We start from the raw sequence: 17,702 nt of genomic DNA, 5'->3' as shown, positions 1-17,702 counted from the left end.
ATGCTGGAACTGAATTTTTCCCAGACCTTGGGCAACCATTGCCTGACCATTAATGAAACGCTGCCCGCCAATGGCATCACTGCTATCTTTGGCGTCTCCGGTGCCGGAAAAACTTCGCTGATTAACGCCATTAGTGGACTGACGCGCCCGCAAAAAGGGCGGATTGTCCTCAATGGTCGGGTACTAAATGATGCCGAAAAAGGTATCTGCCTGACGCCGGAAAAGCGTCGCGTTGGTTATGTGTTTCAGGATGCACGGCTGTTCCCGCATTACAAAGTGCGTGGCAATCTGCGCTACGGCATGTCGAAAAGTATGGTCGATCAGTTCGATAAGCTGGTGGCGCTTTTAGGCATTGAACCGTTGCTTGACCGTTTACCGGGCAGCCTGTCCGGAGGCGAAAAACAGCGTGTGGCAATTGGTCGGGCATTGCTGACGGCTCCGGAATTATTATTGCTGGATGAACCACTGGCGTCGCTGGATCTTCCGCGCAAACGCGAGCTATTGCCTTATCTGCAACGGCTGACGCGGGAAATCAACATTCCGATGCTGTATGTCAGTCATTCGCTGGATGAAATCCTCCATCTGGCGGACAAAGTGATGGTACTGGAAAACGGCCAGGTGAAAGCTTTCGGGGCGCTGGAAGAAGTGTGGGGCAGTAGCGTGATGAATCCGTGGCTGCCGAAAGAGCAACAAAGCAGCATTCTGAAAGTAACGGTACTGGAACATCATCCGCGTTACGCAATGACCGCGCTGGCGCTGGGCGATCAGCATTTATGGGTTAATAAGCTGGATGAACCGCTGCAAGCCGCGCTACGCATCCGCATCCAGGCTTCCGATGTTTCTCTGGTTTTACAACCGCCGCAACAAACCAGCATCCGCAATGTGCTGCGCGCAAAAGTCGTCAATAGCTATGACGATAACGGCCAGGTGGAAGTGGAACTGGAAGTCGGCGGTAAAACGCTGTGGGCGCGAATAAGCCCGTGGGCCAGGGATGAACTGGCGATCAAACCTGGCCTGTGGCTATACGCGCAAATTAAAAGTGTGTCGATAACCGCCTGATTAAATCAGGTGGCTATAAATAAACTGGGCGATGCTGTCGGTGGTATTGTCACCAATCACGATATTGGCGCGTGCTTTTACCGCATCATCGGCATTGCCCATCGCTACACCCGTTCCGGCAGCCTCCAGCATACTGATATCATTGAAGTTATCGCCGAATGCGACTACGTTTTCCATCGACCAGCCTTGCGCCTCAACCCATTTCGTCAGGCGTTTGCCTTTACTGTTGCCGCCGCGCGCAATATCAACCTGATCGTGCCAGGACCATTCACACTCCAGACCCAACTCATGTTCAACATGCTTACCAAAATGCTGTAACTGCGGCAGGTCATCGTGCGTCAGAGCGAACTTCCACACGGCGTTAACTTGTTGCGCCGTTTCAGCCAGAGAAGCGACTTGTGTGAAAGTCGGGCGCTGTTCCGGCGGCAAAGTCTGCGCCCAGTTAGACGTGCGAATGACATGTCCGGTCGGATGCTCATAGACCATTGCGTCATCCACATACATCAGACCGTGAATGTGGTGTTCATTCAGCATCTCAATGAGTTGCAGGGCTTTGTTAACGGGCATTGGATCGGCTTCAAGCACAGTTTTTGCATGATAATCATACAAATAGGTGCCATTACAGCAAATAGCAGGTGTATCCAGCGCCAGCGCCTGATAAAAAGGATGAATAGCGACGTGATGGCGACCCGTGACGATAATCAATTGGTAACCTGCTTCGCGAGCGCGAGCAAGGGCTTCAATTGATGAGGGAAGCAGAGTCTTTTTGGGTGTCAATAAGGTGCCGTCTAAGTCGAGAGCAATCACGCGTGTGGTCATGGCGTTTTCCAGATTAAGGTTAAGAATTTTCGTCTGCGCGAATGGTACACCGATACCACTATTGGACAAAATTCTGCGTTTTAATTCAGCATTCACCGCCAAAAGCGACTAATTTTAGCTGTTAAAGTCAGTTGCTAAATGCAAAGGAGCATTCATGAAGCAAACAGTTTATATCGCCAGCCCTGAGAGCCAGCAAATTCACGTCTGGAACCTGAATCATGAAGGCGTGCTGACGCTGACACAGGTTGTCGATGTGCCGGGGCAGGTGCAGCCAATGGTGGTCAGCCCGGATAAACGTTATCTCTATGTTGGCGTTCGCCCGGAGTTTCGTGTTCTGGCGTATCGCATTGCACCAGACGATGGCGCACTGACCTTTGCCGCAGAGTCTGCGCTGCCGGGTAGCCCGACGCATATTTCCACCGATCACCAGGGTCAGTTTGTCTTTGTCGGCTCTTACAATGCGGGTAACGTGAGCGTAACGCGTCTGGAAGATGGCCTGCCAGTGGGCGTTGTCGATGTGGTTGAGGGACTGGACGGCTGTCATTCCGCCAATATTTCACCAGATAACCGCACCCTGTGGGTTCCGGCATTAAAGCAGGATCGTATTTGCCTGTTTACGGTCAGCGATGACGGTCATCTGGTGGCGCAGGACCCCGCAGAAGTGACTATCGTTGAAGGGGCCGGTCCGCGTCATATGGTGTTCCATCCAAACGAACAATATGCATATTGCGTCAATGAGTTAAACAGCTCAGTGGATGTCTGGGAACTGAAAGATCCGCACGGCAATATCGAATGTGTCCAGACGCTGGATATGATGCCGGAAAACTTCTCCGACACCCGTTGGGCGGCAGATATTCATATCACCCCGGATGGTCGTCATTTATACGCCTGCGACCGTACCGCCAGTCTGATTACCGTTTTCAGCGTTTCGGAAGATGGCAGCGTGTTGAGTAAAGAAGGCTTCCAGCCAACGGAAACTCAGCCGCGCGGCTTTAATGTTGATCACAGTGGCAAATATCTGATTGCTGCCGGGCAAAAATCGCACCATATCTCGGTATACGAAATTGTCGGCGAGCAGGGGCTGCTGCATGAAAAAGGCCGCTATGCGGTAGGGCAGGGGCCAATGTGGGTTGTGGTGAACGCACACTAACCGCTGATTTACCCGGCGCTGAATCTCCTGCGCCGGGAGTATTAACCTATCTCTTGTAACGCGTGTCTCTGGCGTTCGACGATATTGGTCCACAAATTGTCTTTATCGTCAGTCCATAAATTAATCAGCAAGGCAAAAAAGCGTTCTGCTGCTGGAGAAAGTACGGCATCTTTACGGCGAATTATTCCCAATGTCCGACGTATAACGGGTTCCACCAATGGGATACCAATAATCGAAGAATAGGGCGCATGAGGCATTGCCAGGCCTGGAAGCGCCGAAATCCCCAGTCCCGCTTCCACCAATCCTAATGACGTCGAAAGATGACGCACTTCATAAAACCAGTCCAGTTTCCAGGGCTTATCGGACAATTTTTGCTCAATCAACAGTCGGTTGCCGCTGGAGGAACGCACGCCAATCATTTTGTAACCTACTAACTCCTGCCATTCCACCAGCTGCTTTTTGGCCAATGGGTGGTCACGCCGACAGGCCAGCACGAACGGCTCATTGACCAGTGGGGTAAAGTCAATGGATGAATTTGTGACATTGTTCATGTTTATGCCAAAGTCAGATTCATTGCACAGCACCGATTCCATGCAATTATTCGTGCCTTGTTCCAGAATCCGCACTTTAATATTGGGATACAGCTCATTAAATTTACCGATTGCCAGTGGTAAAAAATAAAATACCGCGGTCGGAATACACGCTAACGTCACCATACCACGATGATAAGCATTCATATCACGAATATTAAAAAGCGTTTCATCGAATTTCTTTATTAATTCCCGAGCTTCCGGGAGCAACCTTTTTCCTGCTTTTGTTAACGTAACCTTGCGAGTTGTACGCTCAAAAAGTTGAATGTGTAAATCTTCTTCCATCTTTTTTATTCTGCGCGTTAATGCAGGTTGCGTAATATTAAGTAATTTAGCAGCATTGTTAAATGAACTGGACTCTGCCAGCGTAACAAATGCCTTCATACTTGATAATTCATGCTTCATTATTACTCCGAAAAATGGAAGCGGTGCGTTTTAGTGATTTACAGTTAAACAGTTTAACTGCAATTTAATCACTTAAATTAATGAAAAAATGTTATTAATCGTGGAGCTAAAGTCATTAGAGATGCTTTGCCCTTAATGTAACCATATCGCAATAAGTTATGTTTTTAAATTGAGGGCATTATTATGAAAAAAATACCCTGCGTGATGATGCGAGGTGGAACCTCGAGGGGCGCGTTCCTGTTAGCGGAACATCTACCCGAAGATCAAACGCAGCGCGATAAAATATTGATGGCAATTATGGGTTCCGGTAACGATCTGGAAATAGACGGTATCGGCGGCGGTAATCCGCTGACCAGTAAAGTCGCCATTATTAGCCGCTCCAGCGATCCGCGTGCAGATGTCGATTATCTGTTTGCTCAGGTTATCGTCCATGAGCAGCGTGTCGATACCACACCTAACTGCGGCAATATGCTGTCTGGCGTTGGGGCATTCGCCATTGAAAATGGTTTGATTGCAGCGACTTCGCCAGTTACCCGCGTACGTATCCGCAACGTCAATACGGGTACGTTCATCGAAGCTGATGTGCAAACGCCAAATGGTGTTGTCGAGTACGAGGGTAGCGCCAGAATTGACGGCGTACCGGGTACTGCCGCACCGGTCGCTCTCACTTTCCTGAATGCCGCAGGAACAAAAACCGGAAAAGTCTTCCCGACTGATAATCAGATTGATTATTTTGACGATGTTCCAGTGACCTGTATTGATATGGCGATGCCAGTCGTCATTATTCCGGCTGAATATCTGGGCAAAACAGGCTATGAATTACCGGCGGAACTGGATGCCGACAAAGCATTATTAGCCCGCATTGAATCTATCCGTCTGCAAGCGGGTAAAGCAATGGGCTTAGGCGATGTCAGTAATATGGTTATCCCTAAACCTGTGCTTATTTCTCCAGCGCAGAAAGGCGGGGCAATTAATGTGCGTTATTTTATGCCGCATTCTTGCCATCGCGCGCTGGCGATAACTGGCGCTATTGCCATTTCCAGTAGCTGTGCATTGGAAGGCACCGTCACCCGACAAATCGTCCCTTCTGTGGGGTACGGCAATATCAATATTGAACACCCCAGTGGTGCGCTTGACGTTCATTTAAGTAATGACGGTCAGGATGCCACAACGTTACGTGCATCTGTTATTCGGACGACCAGAAAAATATTTTCCGGTGAAGTTTATCTTCCCTGAAAAATTTCGTTGTCGTGATAAGGACAATCAAAAAAGGACTTCTGTATGAGTCATACAGAAAGAACAGGATTTTAAATGAATAAGAAATCGTTATGGAAGCTAATTCTGATATTAGCGATCCCATGTATTATTGGCTTTATGCCAGCCCCGGCAGGATTAAGCGAACTGGCATGGGTACTTTTTGGTATTTACCTGGCGGCGATTGTGGGGCTGGTTATCAAGCCTTTCCCGGAACCTGTCGTACTGTTAATTGCCGTTGCTGCCTCGATGGTGGTGGTTGGTAACTTATCCGACGGTGCGTTTAAAACCACCGCCGTATTAAGCGGTTACTCTTCAGGTACCACCTGGCTGGTGTTCTCGGCGTTTACCTTAAGCGCCGCATTTGTGACCACCGGCTTAGGTAAACGTATTGCCTATTTGCTGATTGGTAAAATTGGTAGCACTACCCTGGGTCTGGGTTACGTTACGGTATTCCTCGATCTGGTACTGGCTCCGGCAACACCGTCTAACACCGCGCGTGCGGGCGGCATTGTATTACCGATCATCAACAGCGTGGCGGTGGCTTTGGGGTCAGAACCTGAAAAAAGCCCGCGTCGTGTCGGACATTACTTGATGATGTCCATTTACATGGTCACCAAAACCACCAGCTATATGTTCTTTACCGCAATGGCGGGAAACATTCTGGCGCTGAAAATGATCAACGACATTCTGCACCTGCAAATTAGCTGGGGGGGATGGGCGTTGGCCGCCGGTTTGCCGGGTATCATTATGCTGCTGGTCACTCCGCTGGTGATTTACACCATGTATCCGCCAGAAATTAAAAAGGTGGATAACAAAACCATCGCCAAAGCGGGCCTTGCTGAACTGGGACCGATGAAAATCCGTGAAAAAATGCTGCTCGGTGTCTTTGTGCTGGCGCTGCTGGGCTGGATTTTCAGTAAAACGCTCGGGGTTGATGAATCCACTGTGGCAATCGTTGTTATGGCGACCATGCTGCTGCTAGGAATCGTTACCTGGGAAGACGTGGTTAAAAATAAAGGCGGCTGGAATACATTAATCTGGTACGGCGGTATTATCGGCTTAAGCTCCTTATTATCGAAAGTTAAATTCTTCGAATGGTTAGCTGAAGTCTTTAAAAATAACCTGGCATTTGATGGTCACGGTAACGTTGCTTTCTTCGTTATTATTTTCCTTAGCATCATCGTGCGTTATTTCTTCGCTTCCGGTAGTGCCTATATCGTTGCCATGTTACCGGTATTTGCCATGCTGGCGAACGTCTCCGGTGCACCGTTAATGTTAACCGCGCTGGCACTGTTGTTCTCCAACTCCTACGGCGGCATGGTTACTCACTATGGTGGCGCGGCTGGTCCGGTCATCTTTGGTGTGGGTTACAACGATATTAAATCCTGGTGGTTGGTCGGTGCGGTACTGACGATATTAACCTTCCTGGTGCATATCACCCTCGGCGTATGGTGGTGGAATATGCTGATCGGCTGGAACATGCTGTAAATATACTCGTCATACTTCAAGTTGCATGTGCTGCGTCTGCGTTCGCTCACCCCAGTCACTTACTTAAGTAAGTGACTGGGGATTCACTCGCTTGTCGCCTTCCTGCAACTCGAATTATTTAGAGTATATCCATTTATTATCTTTCTGCGCACTTCACGGTGCGCAGATATCTGGAGCATTTGATGATCAAGTTATCTGAAAAAGGCGTGTTTCTCGCCAGTAATAACGAAATAATTGCCGAAGAACATTTCACCGGCGAAATAAAAAAAGAAGAAGCAAAAAAAGGCACCATTGCCTGGTCTATTCTCTCTTCTCATAATACGTCCGGAAATATGGATAAACTTAAAATTAAGTTTGATTCATTAGCCTCTCACGATATTACCTTTGTTGGTATTGTACAGACCGCTAAAGCGTCCGGTATGGAACGTTTCCCGCTGCCGTATGTGCTGACCAACTGCCATAACTCACTCTGTGCTGTGGGCGGCACCATTAACGGTGATGACCATATTTTTGGTTTATCGGCGGCCCAGCGTTATGGCGGTATTTTTGTGCCTCCGCATATTGCGGTCATCCATCAATATATGCGTGAAATGATGGCAGGCGGCGGCAAAATGATCCTCGGGTCAGACAGCCACACCCGTTACGGTGCATTAGGGACAATGGCAGTCGGTGAGGGCGGCGGCGAGCTGGTAAAACAACTGCTTAATGACACCTGGGATATCGACTATCCGGGCGTGGTTGCGGTGCATCTGACCGGAAAACCTGCGCCGTATGTGGGGCCGCAGGATGTGGCGCTGGCGATTATCGGCGCCGTGTTTAAAAACGGCTACGTCAAAAACAAAGTGATGGAATTCGTAGGTCCCGGTGTCGCTGCGTTCTCTACCGATTTCCGTAACAGCGTTGACGTAATGACTACCGAAACGACCTGTTTAAGTTCTGTCTGGCAAACTGATGAAGAAGTGCATAACTGGCTGGCGCTTCACGGTCGCGGCCAGGATTACTGCCAGCTTAACCCTCAACCGATGGCGTACTACGATGGCTGCATCAGCGTTGATTTAAGTGCCATCAAACCAATGATTGCGCTGCCGTTCCACCCGAGCAACGTGTATGAAATCGACACGCTGAACCAGAACCTGACCGACATTCTGCGTGAGATTGAAATTGAGTCCGAACGCGTGGCGCACGGTAAAGCCAAACTCTCGCTGCTGGATAAAGTGGAAAATGGTCGCCTGAAAGTGCAGCAGGGGATTATCGCGGGCTGTTCTGGCGGTAACTATGAAAACGTTATCGCCGCAGCAAATGCGCTGCGCGGTCAATCCTGTGGCAATGACACCTTCTCGCTGGCGGTTTACCCGTCATCACAGCCGGTGTTTATGGATCTCGCCAAAAAAGGTGTGGTAGCAGATTTGATTGGCGCAGGCGCAATCATCAGAACCGCGTTCTGCGGCCCATGCTTTGGCGCGGGCGATACGCCAATCAACAACGGTTTGAGTATTCGCCACACCACACGTAACTTCCCGAACCGCGAAGGCTCTAAGCCAGCCAATGGGCAGATGTCAGCGGTGGCGTTGATGGACGCTCGTTCTATCGCTGCGACTGCGGCAAACGGTGGCTATTTAACCTCTGCCAGCGAACTCGATTGCTGGGACAACGTGCCGGAGTACGCCTTCGATGTAACGCCGTATAAAAACCGTGTTTATCAGGGCTTTGTTAAAGGGGCGACTCAGCAACCGCTGATCTACGGACCGAACATCAAAGACTGGCCGGAATTGGGCGCGCTGACTGACAATATCGTCCTCAAAGTGTGCTCGAAGATCCTCGACGAAGTGACCACCACTGACGAATTGATTCCTTCCGGTGAAACCTCTTCGTATCGTTCAAATCCGATTGGTCTGGCGGAATTTACCCTGTCACGCCGTGATCCGGGTTATGTTGGCAGAAGTAAAGCCACTGCCGAGCTGGAAAATCAGCGTCTGGCGGGGAATGTCAGCGAACTGGCAGACGTTTTTGCGCGCATTAAGCAGATTGCTGGTCAGGAAAATATTGATCCGCTGCAAACTGAAATTGGCAGCATGGTCTATGCGGTCAAACCAGGCGATGGTTCTGCGCGTGAGCAGGCGGCGAGCTGCCAGCGAGTGATTGGCGGTCTGGCGAATATTGCCGAGGAGTACGCGACTAAACGCTACCGTTCCAACGTCATCAACTGGGGGATGTTACCGCTGCAAATGGCGGAAGCACCGAACTTTGACGTAGGTGATTACATTTACATCCCTGGCATTAAAGCGGCGCTGGATAATCCAGGTACGACATTTAAAGGTTATGTGATCCATAAAGATGCGCCGGTAACGGAGATTACGCTCTATATGGAAAGTCTGACTGCTGAAGAGCGCGAGATTATCAAAGCGGGTAGTTTGATTAACTTCAATAAAAACCGTCAGATATAAAAAGCGCCATGTGAATGTAGGTCGCATCCGGCACTTATTGTCGGATGCGATGCTGACGCATCTTATCCGACCTACGAATCGCATCGAACCGTAGGCCGGATAAAGCGTTTACGCAGTATTCGGCACTTATTGTCGGATGCGATGCTGGCGCATCTTATCCGACCTACAACTTGCATCGAACCGTAGGCCGGATAAGGCGTTTACGCCGGATCCGGCAAATAGTTAATAGCTCTTACTTCTTCGCTTCTGCAACCACTTTGCTACCCACGCCGCGGTTATTGTATTCCCACATGCGGTTGTAGTTAGTGTCATTCAGATTGCGCTGTACTTCGTCGCTATCGTCAACGCTGCCGGTATTACCCGCAAATGGACGATTGGAAATCACCGCATCGGCCCACGGTTTAGCCGTGTTAAAACCTTCGTTGATGGCGCTATCACGGATCACCACCTGACCGTTGGTATTAGCATCAACATCCAGCGAGCGGCCCAGTTGCGCCACGCCATCACCGGAAGCATTGAAACGGCTGTTTACGGCGAGGAAACCGTAATAGATGTTAGACAGCGTAGCCGGTGCAAACACATACGCTTCTTGCTGGGTACGGGAGTTCACCACGCGGAATTCGGTGTTATCGAACACCACCGCGCCGCGACCAGAAACGATATCCACATCCCCTTCAATGTAGCTGTTGGTCACCAGCGTACGCGGCTGACGGTTGGTTTCCAGACGGTTTTGCACACCGCTGTTGGTGACAAAAAAGGTGTTCTGACGACCGAGAATGTTGACGTTATTGATCTGCACTTTGTCGCCATCAGTACGCAGTGCCACCGCCGGATGGTTACCCGCATCTACGCTATCGCCCAGTGTGTTTTCGATGGTCAGGTTTTGCAGTTGCAGGCCATTGTTTTGTGACCAGAAGACCGCAGAACAGAGCACGCCGATACTGTCGCTGCGTTTGCTCTGGCAGCTATCGTACATATACCACGCTGGTTTACCTGGCATATATTTGCCGCGTGGGTTGACGTCGTGACGCCAGTCGGCAGGGCTCATGCCACCATCAAGGGAAAGCCCAATCTTCACATCAATCGGTTTTTCGCCTGTACCGTACAGAGTAATTCCACCCGGAGCGGCAGGGACATAGACCGTGCCTTCATACTCACCAGGCATCACGGCAATATACTGGCGCTTGTTGGTACGCTTGATAATTGCCGCATCCACCGCTGCCTGAATCGTGGTATGCGTTACACCTTGAGTACCCGCCGGGCCGACAACAAAGTCAGGTTGCGCAGGCAGGGTAATCGGGGAAGGATTCCACGCTGCCGCACCTGGTGTCAGGGATGCAAAATAGTGTTGAGCATCGAAATTCTGCGCTTCTTTTGCCGACAGAATCGGGCGAGAAGAGGTACCAGGCGCGGTTTGATCAGAAGGACGTTGATCGGGCGGTGTTGAGCTACAGGCGGTCAGCGTCACGCCAAAAGCCAATGCCAGCGCCAGACGGGAAACTGAAAATGTGTTCACAGGTTGCTCCGGGCTATGAAATAGAAAAATGAATCCGTTGAAGCCTGCTTTTTTATACTAACTTGAGCGAAACGGGAAGGTAAAAAGACAAAAAGTTGTTTTTAATACCTTTAAGTGATACCAGATGGCATTGCGCCATCTGGCAGAGTGATTAACTGAACATCGCGGTAATCGAGGCGCTGGCCAGAGAGTGGAAATGGACGTTAAACCCGACCATCGCGCCGCTGGCACCTTCATCGACATCAATACGTTCTACATCCAGCGCGTGAACGGTAAAAATGTAGCGATGGGTTTCGCCTTTCGGCGGCGCTGCACCATCGTACCCGGTTTTACCAAAGTCGGTACGCGTCTGCAAAACGCCGTCTGGCATTGCTACCAGACCAGAGCCAAACCCTTGCGGTAATACGCGGGTATCAGCGGGTAAGTTAACAACTACCCAGTGCCACCAGCCGGAGCCGGTTGGCGCGTCCGGGTCATAGCAGGTGACAACAAAACTTTTGGTTCCCGCAGGAACATCATCCCACGCCAGATGCGGTGAAATATTATCGCCATCGTAACCCATGCCGTTAAAGACATGACGATGCGGCAGCTTATCGCCATCGCGCAGATCGTTACTGATGAGTTTCATTAGAATGCCTCCGGGAAACCTCGGCCTTCAGGCCGGGGAGGAAAGGAGGCGGTTTTCCGACTAACTGTACTTTGCATAATCACATTTTCCTCTTTAGTATGTGAACACATGAAACGCGCATATAAATACCGGTTTTACCCGACAACTGAGCAGGCTGAGCTTTTAGCTCAGACGTTCGGCTGTGTGCGCTTCGTCTACAATTCCATCCTTCGTTGGCGTACCGATGCGTACTACGAGCGAAAGGAAAAGATCGGTTATCTACAGGCCAACGCTCGCCTTACGGCGCTCAAAAAAGAGCCTGAATACATATGGCTGAATGATGTTTCCTGCGTTCCCCTCCAGCAGTCGTTGCGCCACCAACAAGCCGCCTTTGCTAACTTCTTTGCCGGACGAGCTGCATATCCGGCTTTCAAAAGCAAACGGCACAAACAGGTGGCTGAGTTCACTGCCAGCGCGTTTAAACACCGTGACGGCGAGTTGTATATAGCAAAGAGCAAGTCGCCGCTGGATGTTCGCTGGAGTCGAGAATTACCATCTGCGCCGTCAACCGTTACCATTTCCAGAGATAGCGCTGGCAGGTACTTTGTTTCCTGCCTGTGTGAGTTTGAACCTGTATCAATGCCTGTTACCGCTAAAACGGTCGGCATTGATGTGGGCTTAAAAGATTTATTCGTTACCGATACCGGATTCAAAACCGACAATCCCCGCCACACAGCTAAATATGCGAAGCGATTAACGCTGCTACAACGACGTTTAAGCAGGAAGCAAAAAGGCTCAAGAAACCGTATTAAAGCCCGCTTAAAGGTCGCCCGACTCCACGCGAAAATCGCCGATTGCCGGATGGACAATCTGCACAAGTTGTCCCGCAAACTGATTAACGAAAACCAAGTTGTTTGCGTCGAATCCCTAAAGGTGAAAAACATGATCCGCAACCCGAAGCTGTCTAAAGCAATAGCTGACGCAGGCTGGAGCGAACTTGTTCGCCAGCTCCAGTACAAAGGCAAATGGGCCGAGCGGTCAGTGGTCGCCATTGACCAGTATTTACCGTCCTCAAAATGCTGTAGTTGCTGCGGTTTCACCATGCAAAAAATGCCTCTTAATGTTCGTAAATGGCACTGCCCTGAATGCAGCGCAGACCATGATCGCGACATTAACGCGGCACGTAATATTAAAGCTGCCGGGCTGGCAGTGTTAGCCCACGGAGAGCCTGTAAACCCTGAATCGCAGCACGCGGCTTAGGTTCGGCTCGTTGAAGTGGGAATCCCCGTCATTCAGGGCGGGGAGCCGTCAAGAACCCTCCTTTCTTGTTTGCAGAAAGTGTAGCCAGAAACCCTCACGCTGACTTCCCGTTATTGGCAAAAAAATGTTTCATCCTGCACCGCACGGTTAACTGCTGCGGTCAGGCGCTGCAACTGTTGCGGGCGAATAATATAGGGCGGCATCAGGTAAATCAGTTTGCCAAAAGGCCGGATCCAGACACCCTGTTCGACAAAGAATTTTTGCAGCGCCGCCATATTCACCGGGCGAGTGGTTTCGACCACACCAATTGCTCCCAGCACGCGCACATCGGCAACCATTTCGGCATCACGGGCGGGGGCAAGTTGCTCGCGCAGCTGTACTGCAATAGCCGCCACCTGCTGCTGCCAGTCGCCAGATTCGAGAATCGCCAGGCTGGCGTTTGCTGCCGCGCAGGCCAGCGGATTGCCCATAAAAGTTGGCCCATGCATAAAGCAACCGGCTTCGCCGTTACTGATGGTTTCTGCAACCTCGCGCGTGGTGAGCGTGGCGGAAAGGGTCATCGTGCCGCCGGTTAAGGCTTTGCCGAGACATAAAATATCTGGCGCGATCCCCGCGTGTTCACAGGCAAACAGTTTGCCGGTACGACCAAATCCGGTGGCTATCTCGTCGGCAATCAGCAAGATACCTTCGCGATCGCACATTTTGCGGATTCGTTTTAACCATTCCGGATGGTAGATGCGCATCCCGCCTGCGCCCTGGACAATCGGTTCAATGATCACCGCCGCGATTTCATGACGATGCGCCGCCATCAGGCGGGCAAAGCCCACCATATCGCGCTCATCCCATTCGCCATCCATGCGGCTTTGTGGAGCCGGAGCAAACAAGTTTTCCGGCAGATAGCCTTTCCACAGGCTGTGCATTGAGTTGTCCGGATCGCACACCGACATCGCGCCAAAGGTATCGCCATGATAACCATTGCGGAAGGTCAGAAAACGCTGGCGCGCTTCGCCTTTGGCCTGCCAGTACTGCAACGCCATTTTCATCGCGACTTCTACCGCTACGGAACCAGAGTCCGCGAGAAAAACGCACTCCAGCGGTTGCGGCGTCATTGCCACCAGTTTGCGGCACAGCTCAATGGCTGGCGCATGGGTGATACCGCCAAACATCACATGCGACATAGCATCAATTTGCGTCTTCATCGCCGCATTAAGCTGCGGGTGATTGTAGCCGTGGATCGCCGCCCACCAGGACGACATACCCTCAACCAGGCGTCTGCCGTCAGACAAAATCAGCTCGCAACCTTCGGCGCTCGCCACCGGATAAACCGGCAGCGGGGAGGTCATGGATGTGTATGGGTGCCAGATATGGCGTTGGTCAAAGGCAAGATCGTCCGTTGTCATAATCGACTTGTAAACCAAATTGAAAAGATTTAGGTTTACAAGTCTACACCGAATTAACAACAAAAAACACGTTTTGGAGAAGCCCCATGCTCACCGCCCACGCTGGACATTGTCGCAAGTCACAGAATTATTTGAAAAACCATTGCTGGATCTGCTGTTTGAAGCGCAGCAGGTGCATCGTCAGCATTTCGATCCTCGTCAGGTACAGGTCAGCACTTTGCTGTCGATTAAAACCGGAGCTTGTCCGGAAGATTGCAAATACTGCCCGCAAAGCTCGCGCTATAAAACCGGACTGGAAGCCGAGCGGTTGATGGAAGTTGAACAGGTGCTGGAGTCGGCGCGCAAAGCGAAAGCGGCGGGATCGACGCGTTTTTGCATGGGCGCGGCGTGGAAGAATCCCCACGAACGCGATATGCCGTACCTGGAACAAATGGTGCAGGGGGTAAAAGCGATGGGACTGGAGGCGTGCATGACGCTGGGCACGTTGAGTGAATCTCAGGCGCAGCGCCTGGCGAACGCCGGGCTGGATTACTACAACCACAACCTCGACACCTCGCCGGAGTTTTACGGCAATATCATCACCACACGCACTTATCAGGAACGCCTCGATACGCTGGAAAAAGTGCGCGATGCCGGGATCAAAGTCTGTTCAGGTGGCATTGTTGGCTTAGGCGAAACGGTGAACGATCGCGCCGGATTATTGCTGCAACTGGCAAACCTGCCGACGCCGCCGGAAAGCGTACCAATCAACATGCTGGTGAAGGTGAAAGGCACGCCGCTGGCGGATAACGATGATGTCGATGCCTTTGATTTTATTCGCACCATTGCCGTAGCGCGGATCATGATGCCGACCTCTTACGTACGCCTTTCTGCCGGACGCGAGCAGATGAACGAACAGACTCAAGCGATGTGCTTTATGGCAGGCGCAAACTCGATTTTCTACGGTTGCAAACTGCTGACTACGCCGAATCCGGAAGAAGATAAAGACCTGCAACTGTTCCGCAAACTGGGGCTGAATCCGCAGCAAACTGCCGTGCTGGCAGGCGATAACGAACAACAGCAGCGTCTGGAGCAGGCGCTGATGACCCCGGACACCGACGAATATTACAACGCGGCAGCACTATGAGCTGGCAGGAGAAAATCAACGCGGCGCTCGATGCGCGGCGTGCTGCCGATGCCCTGCGTCGCCGTTATCCGGTGGCGCAAGGAGCCGGACGCTGGCTGGTGGCGGACGAGCACCAGTATCTGAACTTTTCCAGCAATGATTACCTCGGTTTAAGCCATCATCCGCAAATTATCCGCGCCTGGCAGCAGGGCGCAGAAAAGTTTGGTGTAGGTAGCGGCGGTTCCGGGCATGTCAGCGGTTATAGCGTGGCGCATCAGGCGCTGGAAGAAGAACTGGCCGAGTGGCTTGGCTATTCGCGGGCGCTGCTGTTTATCTCTGGTTTTGCCGCGAATCAGGCCGTCATTGCCGCAATGATGGCAAAAGAGGACCGTATTGTTGCCGATCGGCTTAGCCATGCCTCCTTGCTGGAGGCTGCCAGTTTAAGCCCGTCGCCGCTTCGCCGTTTTGCTCATAACGATGTCGCTCATCTGGCGCGACTGCTTGCTTCCCCGTGTCCGGGGCAGCAACTGGTGGTGACAGAAGGCGTGTTCAGCATGGACGGCGATAGTGCGCCACTGGCGGAAATCCAGCAGGTCACGCAACAGCACAATGGCTGGTTGATGGTCGATGATGCCCACGGCACGGGTGTTATCGGGGAGCAGGGGCGCGGCAGCTGCTGGCTGCAAAAGGTAAAACCAGAATTGCTGGTAGTCACTTTTGGCAAAGGATTTGGCGTCAGCGGCGCGGCGGTGCTTTGTTCTGATAGCGTGGCGGATTATCTGCTGCAATTCGCCCGCCATCTTATCTACAGCACCAGTATGCCGCCCGCTCAGGCGCAGGCATTACATGCGTCGCTGGCGGTCATTCGCAGTGATGAGGGCGATGCACGGCGCGAAAAACTGGCGGCACTCATTACGCGTTTTCGTGCCGGAGTGCAGGGGCTGCCGTTTACTCTTGCGGATTCATGCAGCGCCATCCAGCCATTGATTGTCGGTGATAACAGCCGTGCGTTACAACTGGCAGAAAAACTGCGCCAGCAAGGTTGCTGGGTCACGGCGATTCGCCCGCCAACCGTACCCGTCGGCACTGCGCGACTGCGCCTGACGTTGACTGCGGCACATGAAACACAGGATATCGACCGTCTGCTGGAGGTGCTGCATGGCAACGGTCAATAAACAAGCCATTGCGGCGGCATTTGGTCGGGCAGCCGCGCAATACGAGGAACACGCAAATCTACAGCGCCAGAGTGCCGATGCCTTACTGGCAATGCTCCCACAGCGTAAATACCCCCACGTACTGGATGCTGGCTGTGGACCAGGCTGGATGAGCCGCCACTGGCGCGAACGTCACTCGCAGGTGACGGCGTTAGATCTCTCGCCACTTATGCTTGCGCAGGCACGCCAACAAGATGCCGCAGATCATTATCTGGCGGGCGATATCGAATCCTTACCGCTGGCGAACGCGACGTTCGATCTTGCATGGAGCAATCTCGCGGTGCAGTGGTGCGGTAATTTATCCACGGCACTCCGCGAGCTGTATCGGGTGGTGCGCTCCGGAGGCGTGGTCGCGTTTACCACGCTGGTGCAGGGATCGTTACCCGAACTGCATCAGGCGTGGCAGGCGGTGGACGAGCGGCCTCATGCCAATCGTTTTTTACCGCCAGATGAAATCGAACAGTCGCTGAAAGGTTTGCATTATCAACACCATATTCAGCCCGTCACACTGTGGTTTGATGACGCGCTCAGTGCCATGCGTTCGCTGAAAGGCATCGGTGCCACGCATCTTCATGAAGGACGCGACCAGCGAATATTAACGCGTTCGCAGTTGCAGCGATTGCAACTAGCCTGGCCGCAACAACAGGGGCGATATCCTCTGACGTATCATCTTTTTTTGGGAGTGATTGCTCGTGAGTAAACGTTATTTTGTCACCGGAACGGATACCGAAGTAGGGAAAACCGTCGCCAGCTGCGCACTTTTACAAGCCGCAAAGGCTGCAGGCTACCGGACGGCAGGTTACAAACCTGTTGCCTCCGGCAGCGAAATGACAGTAGAAGGCTTACGTAATAGCGACGCACTGGCGTTGCAACGCAACAGTAGCCTGCAACTGGATTACGCCACGGTAAACCCTTACACCTTCGCAGAACCGACCTCGCCGCATATCATCAGTACGGAAGAGGGCAGACCTATCGACCCCGTGGTTATGAGCGCCGGGTTACACGCGCTGGCACAGCAGGCAAACTGGATACTGGTAGAAGGTGCAGGAGGCTGGTTTACGCCGCTTTCTGAGTCTTTCACTTTCGCGGATTGGGTAACGCAAGAACAACTGCCAGTGATACTGGTTGTGGGCGTGAAACTCGGTTGTATTAATCACGCGATGCTGACCGCACAGGCTGTACAGCAAGCCGGACTTACCCTTGCAGGGTGGGTAGCGAACGATGTCACTCCACCGGGCAAACGTCACGCTGAATATATGGCCACGCTCAAGCGGATGATTTCCGCACCGTTGCTTGGCGAGATCCCATGGCTTGATGAACCCCCTGAAAACGCGCTAACCGGAAAGTACCTCAATCTCACCGCATTGTTGTAGCAATATATTTGGTTA

The 17,702-nt window shown here is 51.9% G+C and carries 15 protein-coding genes; 10 read left to right on the top strand and 5 right to left on the bottom strand.

Annotation, left to right across the window (positions count from 1 at the left end):
- The gene (gene modC, locus FFT88_RS22795; RefSeq protein ID WP_130209932.1) at window positions 1-1,059 is read left to right on the top strand and encodes a molybdenum ABC transporter ATP-binding protein ModC; all 1,059 of its coding nucleotides are present in this window, start codon (window positions 1-3) and stop codon (window positions 1,057-1,059) included.
- Here modC and ybhA read toward each other — a convergent pair whose 3' ends face one another.
- Complete coding sequence (gene ybhA / locus FFT88_RS22790) at window positions 1,060-1,878, bottom strand: bifunctional pyridoxal phosphate/fructose-1,6-bisphosphate phosphatase (RefSeq protein WP_000213425.1); 819 nt, start codon at window positions 1,876-1,878, stop codon at window positions 1,060-1,062. It abuts the gene before it with no gap.
- Between the two features lie 154 nt (window positions 1,879-2,032).
- On the opposite strand from ybhA, the gene pgl reads away from it, so the two are divergent.
- A complete protein-coding gene (gene pgl, locus FFT88_RS22785; RefSeq protein WP_135405776.1) occupies window positions 2,033-3,028 on the top strand; it encodes a 6-phosphogluconolactonase in 996 nt (331 codons plus the stop codon).
- A gap of 41 nt (window positions 3,029-3,069) precedes the next feature.
- Here pgl and FFT88_RS22780 read toward each other — a convergent pair whose 3' ends face one another.
- Window positions 3,070-4,023, bottom strand: a complete 954-nt coding sequence (locus FFT88_RS22780; RefSeq protein ID WP_135405775.1) for a LysR family transcriptional regulator — start codon at window positions 4,021-4,023, stop codon at window positions 3,070-3,072.
- Window positions 4,024-4,206: 183 nt separating this feature from the next.
- Here FFT88_RS22780 and FFT88_RS22775 point away from each other — a divergent pair, with 183 nt between their 5' ends.
- From FFT88_RS22775 to FFT88_RS22765, 3 genes are all read left to right on the top strand, one after another.
- Window positions 4,207-5,259, top strand: a complete 1,053-nt coding sequence (locus tag FFT88_RS22775; RefSeq protein WP_135405774.1) for a 4-oxalomesaconate tautomerase — start codon at window positions 4,207-4,209, stop codon at window positions 5,257-5,259.
- A gap of 75 nt (window positions 5,260-5,334) precedes the next feature.
- Window positions 5,335-6,768, top strand: coding sequence for an anion permease (locus FFT88_RS22770; protein ID WP_001036488.1), 1,434 nt, complete (start codon window positions 5,335-5,337; stop codon window positions 6,766-6,768).
- Between the two features lie 182 nt (window positions 6,769-6,950).
- Entirely contained in the window at window positions 6,951-9,212 is a 2,262-nt protein-coding gene (locus FFT88_RS22765) for a hydratase (protein WP_135405773.1), read from the top strand.
- Between the two features lie 232 nt (window positions 9,213-9,444).
- On the opposite strand, the gene FFT88_RS22760 is transcribed toward FFT88_RS22765, so the two are convergent.
- Window positions 9,445-10,728 carry a putative acyl-CoA thioester hydrolase gene (locus tag FFT88_RS22760; protein ID WP_130214915.1) on the bottom strand — a complete coding sequence of 428 codons (1,284 nt, stop codon included), beginning with the start codon at window positions 10,726-10,728 and terminating at the stop codon, window positions 9,445-9,447.
- A gap of 151 nt (window positions 10,729-10,879) precedes the next feature.
- A complete protein-coding gene (locus FFT88_RS22755; RefSeq protein WP_000767391.1) occupies window positions 10,880-11,356 on the bottom strand; it encodes a kinase inhibitor in 477 nt (158 codons plus the stop codon).
- A gap of 108 nt (window positions 11,357-11,464) precedes the next feature.
- On the opposite strand from FFT88_RS22755, the gene FFT88_RS22750 reads away from it, so the two are divergent.
- A complete protein-coding gene (locus FFT88_RS22750) occupies window positions 11,465-12,595 on the top strand; it encodes an RNA-guided endonuclease TnpB family protein (RefSeq protein ID WP_135405772.1) in 1,131 nt (376 codons plus the stop codon).
- 110 nt (window positions 12,596-12,705) lie between these two features.
- Here FFT88_RS22750 and bioA read toward each other — a convergent pair whose 3' ends face one another.
- A complete protein-coding gene (bioA, locus tag FFT88_RS22745; protein WP_135405771.1) occupies window positions 12,706-13,995 on the bottom strand; it encodes an adenosylmethionine--8-amino-7-oxononanoate transaminase in 1,290 nt (429 codons plus the stop codon).
- 73 nt (window positions 13,996-14,068) lie between these two features.
- On the opposite strand from bioA, the gene bioB reads away from it, so the two are divergent.
- The 4 genes from bioB to bioD are packed head-to-tail and all read left to right on the top strand — an operon-like array spanning window position 14,069 to window position 17,687.
- A complete protein-coding gene (gene bioB / locus FFT88_RS22740; RefSeq protein ID WP_135405770.1) occupies window positions 14,069-15,121 on the top strand; it encodes a biotin synthase BioB in 1,053 nt (350 codons plus the stop codon).
- Window positions 15,118-16,275, top strand: a complete 1,158-nt coding sequence (gene bioF, locus FFT88_RS22735; RefSeq protein ID WP_135405769.1) for an 8-amino-7-oxononanoate synthase — start codon at window positions 15,118-15,120, stop codon at window positions 16,273-16,275. The genes bioB and bioF overlap by 4 nt, the downstream gene beginning before the upstream one ends.
- Window positions 16,259-17,014, top strand: coding sequence for a malonyl-ACP O-methyltransferase BioC (gene bioC / locus FFT88_RS22730; protein WP_135405768.1), 756 nt, complete (start codon window positions 16,259-16,261; stop codon window positions 17,012-17,014). The genes bioF and bioC overlap by 17 nt, the downstream gene beginning before the upstream one ends.
- Entirely contained in the window at window positions 17,007-17,687 is a 681-nt protein-coding gene (gene bioD, locus FFT88_RS22725; RefSeq protein ID WP_135405767.1) for a dethiobiotin synthase, read from the top strand. The genes bioC and bioD overlap by 8 nt, the downstream gene beginning before the upstream one ends.
- Window positions 17,688-17,702 lie beyond the last annotated feature (15 nt).

It is taken from the genome of Escherichia sp. E4930, from assembly GCF_005845405.1.
In the GTDB taxonomy this organism is placed as follows: domain Bacteria; phylum Pseudomonadota; class Gammaproteobacteria; order Enterobacterales; family Enterobacteriaceae; genus Escherichia.
This window is presented reverse-complemented; position numbering and strand designations above follow the sequence as displayed.

Excerpts from the sequence above, each read along its gene's own strand:
- FFT88_RS22750 (WP_135405772.1), top strand. The coding sequence starts at position 11,465 with ATGAAACGCGCATATAAATACCGGTTTTACCCGACAACTGAGCAGGCT.
- FFT88_RS22770 (WP_001036488.1), top strand. The coding sequence starts at position 5,335 with ATGAATAAGAAATCGTTATGGAAGCTAATTCTGATATTAGCGATCCCA.
- pgl (WP_135405776.1), top strand. The coding sequence starts at position 2,033 with ATGAAGCAAACAGTTTATATCGCCAGCCCTGAGAGCCAGCAAATTCAC.
- bioF (WP_135405769.1), top strand. The coding sequence starts at position 15,118 with ATGAGCTGGCAGGAGAAAATCAACGCGGCGCTCGATGCGCGGCGTGCT.
- FFT88_RS22765 (WP_135405773.1), top strand. The coding sequence starts at position 6,951 with ATGATCAAGTTATCTGAAAAAGGCGTGTTTCTCGCCAGTAATAACGAA.
- FFT88_RS22780 (WP_135405775.1), bottom strand. The coding sequence starts at position 4,023 with ATGAAGCATGAATTATCAAGTATGAAGGCATTTGTTACGCTGGCAGAG.
- FFT88_RS22755 (WP_000767391.1), bottom strand. The coding sequence starts at position 11,356 with ATGAAACTCATCAGTAACGATCTGCGCGATGGCGATAAGCTGCCGCAT.
- bioC (WP_135405768.1), top strand. The coding sequence starts at position 16,259 with ATGGCAACGGTCAATAAACAAGCCATTGCGGCGGCATTTGGTCGGGCA.
- bioA (WP_135405771.1), bottom strand. The coding sequence starts at position 13,995 with ATGACAACGGACGATCTTGCCTTTGACCAACGCCATATCTGGCACCCA.
- FFT88_RS22775 (WP_135405774.1), top strand. The coding sequence starts at position 4,207 with ATGAAAAAAATACCCTGCGTGATGATGCGAGGTGGAACCTCGAGGGGC.
- modC (WP_130209932.1), top strand. The coding sequence starts at position 1 with ATGCTGGAACTGAATTTTTCCCAGACCTTGGGCAACCATTGCCTGACC.
- ybhA (WP_000213425.1), bottom strand. The coding sequence starts at position 1,878 with ATGACCACACGCGTGATTGCTCTCGACTTAGACGGCACCTTATTGACA.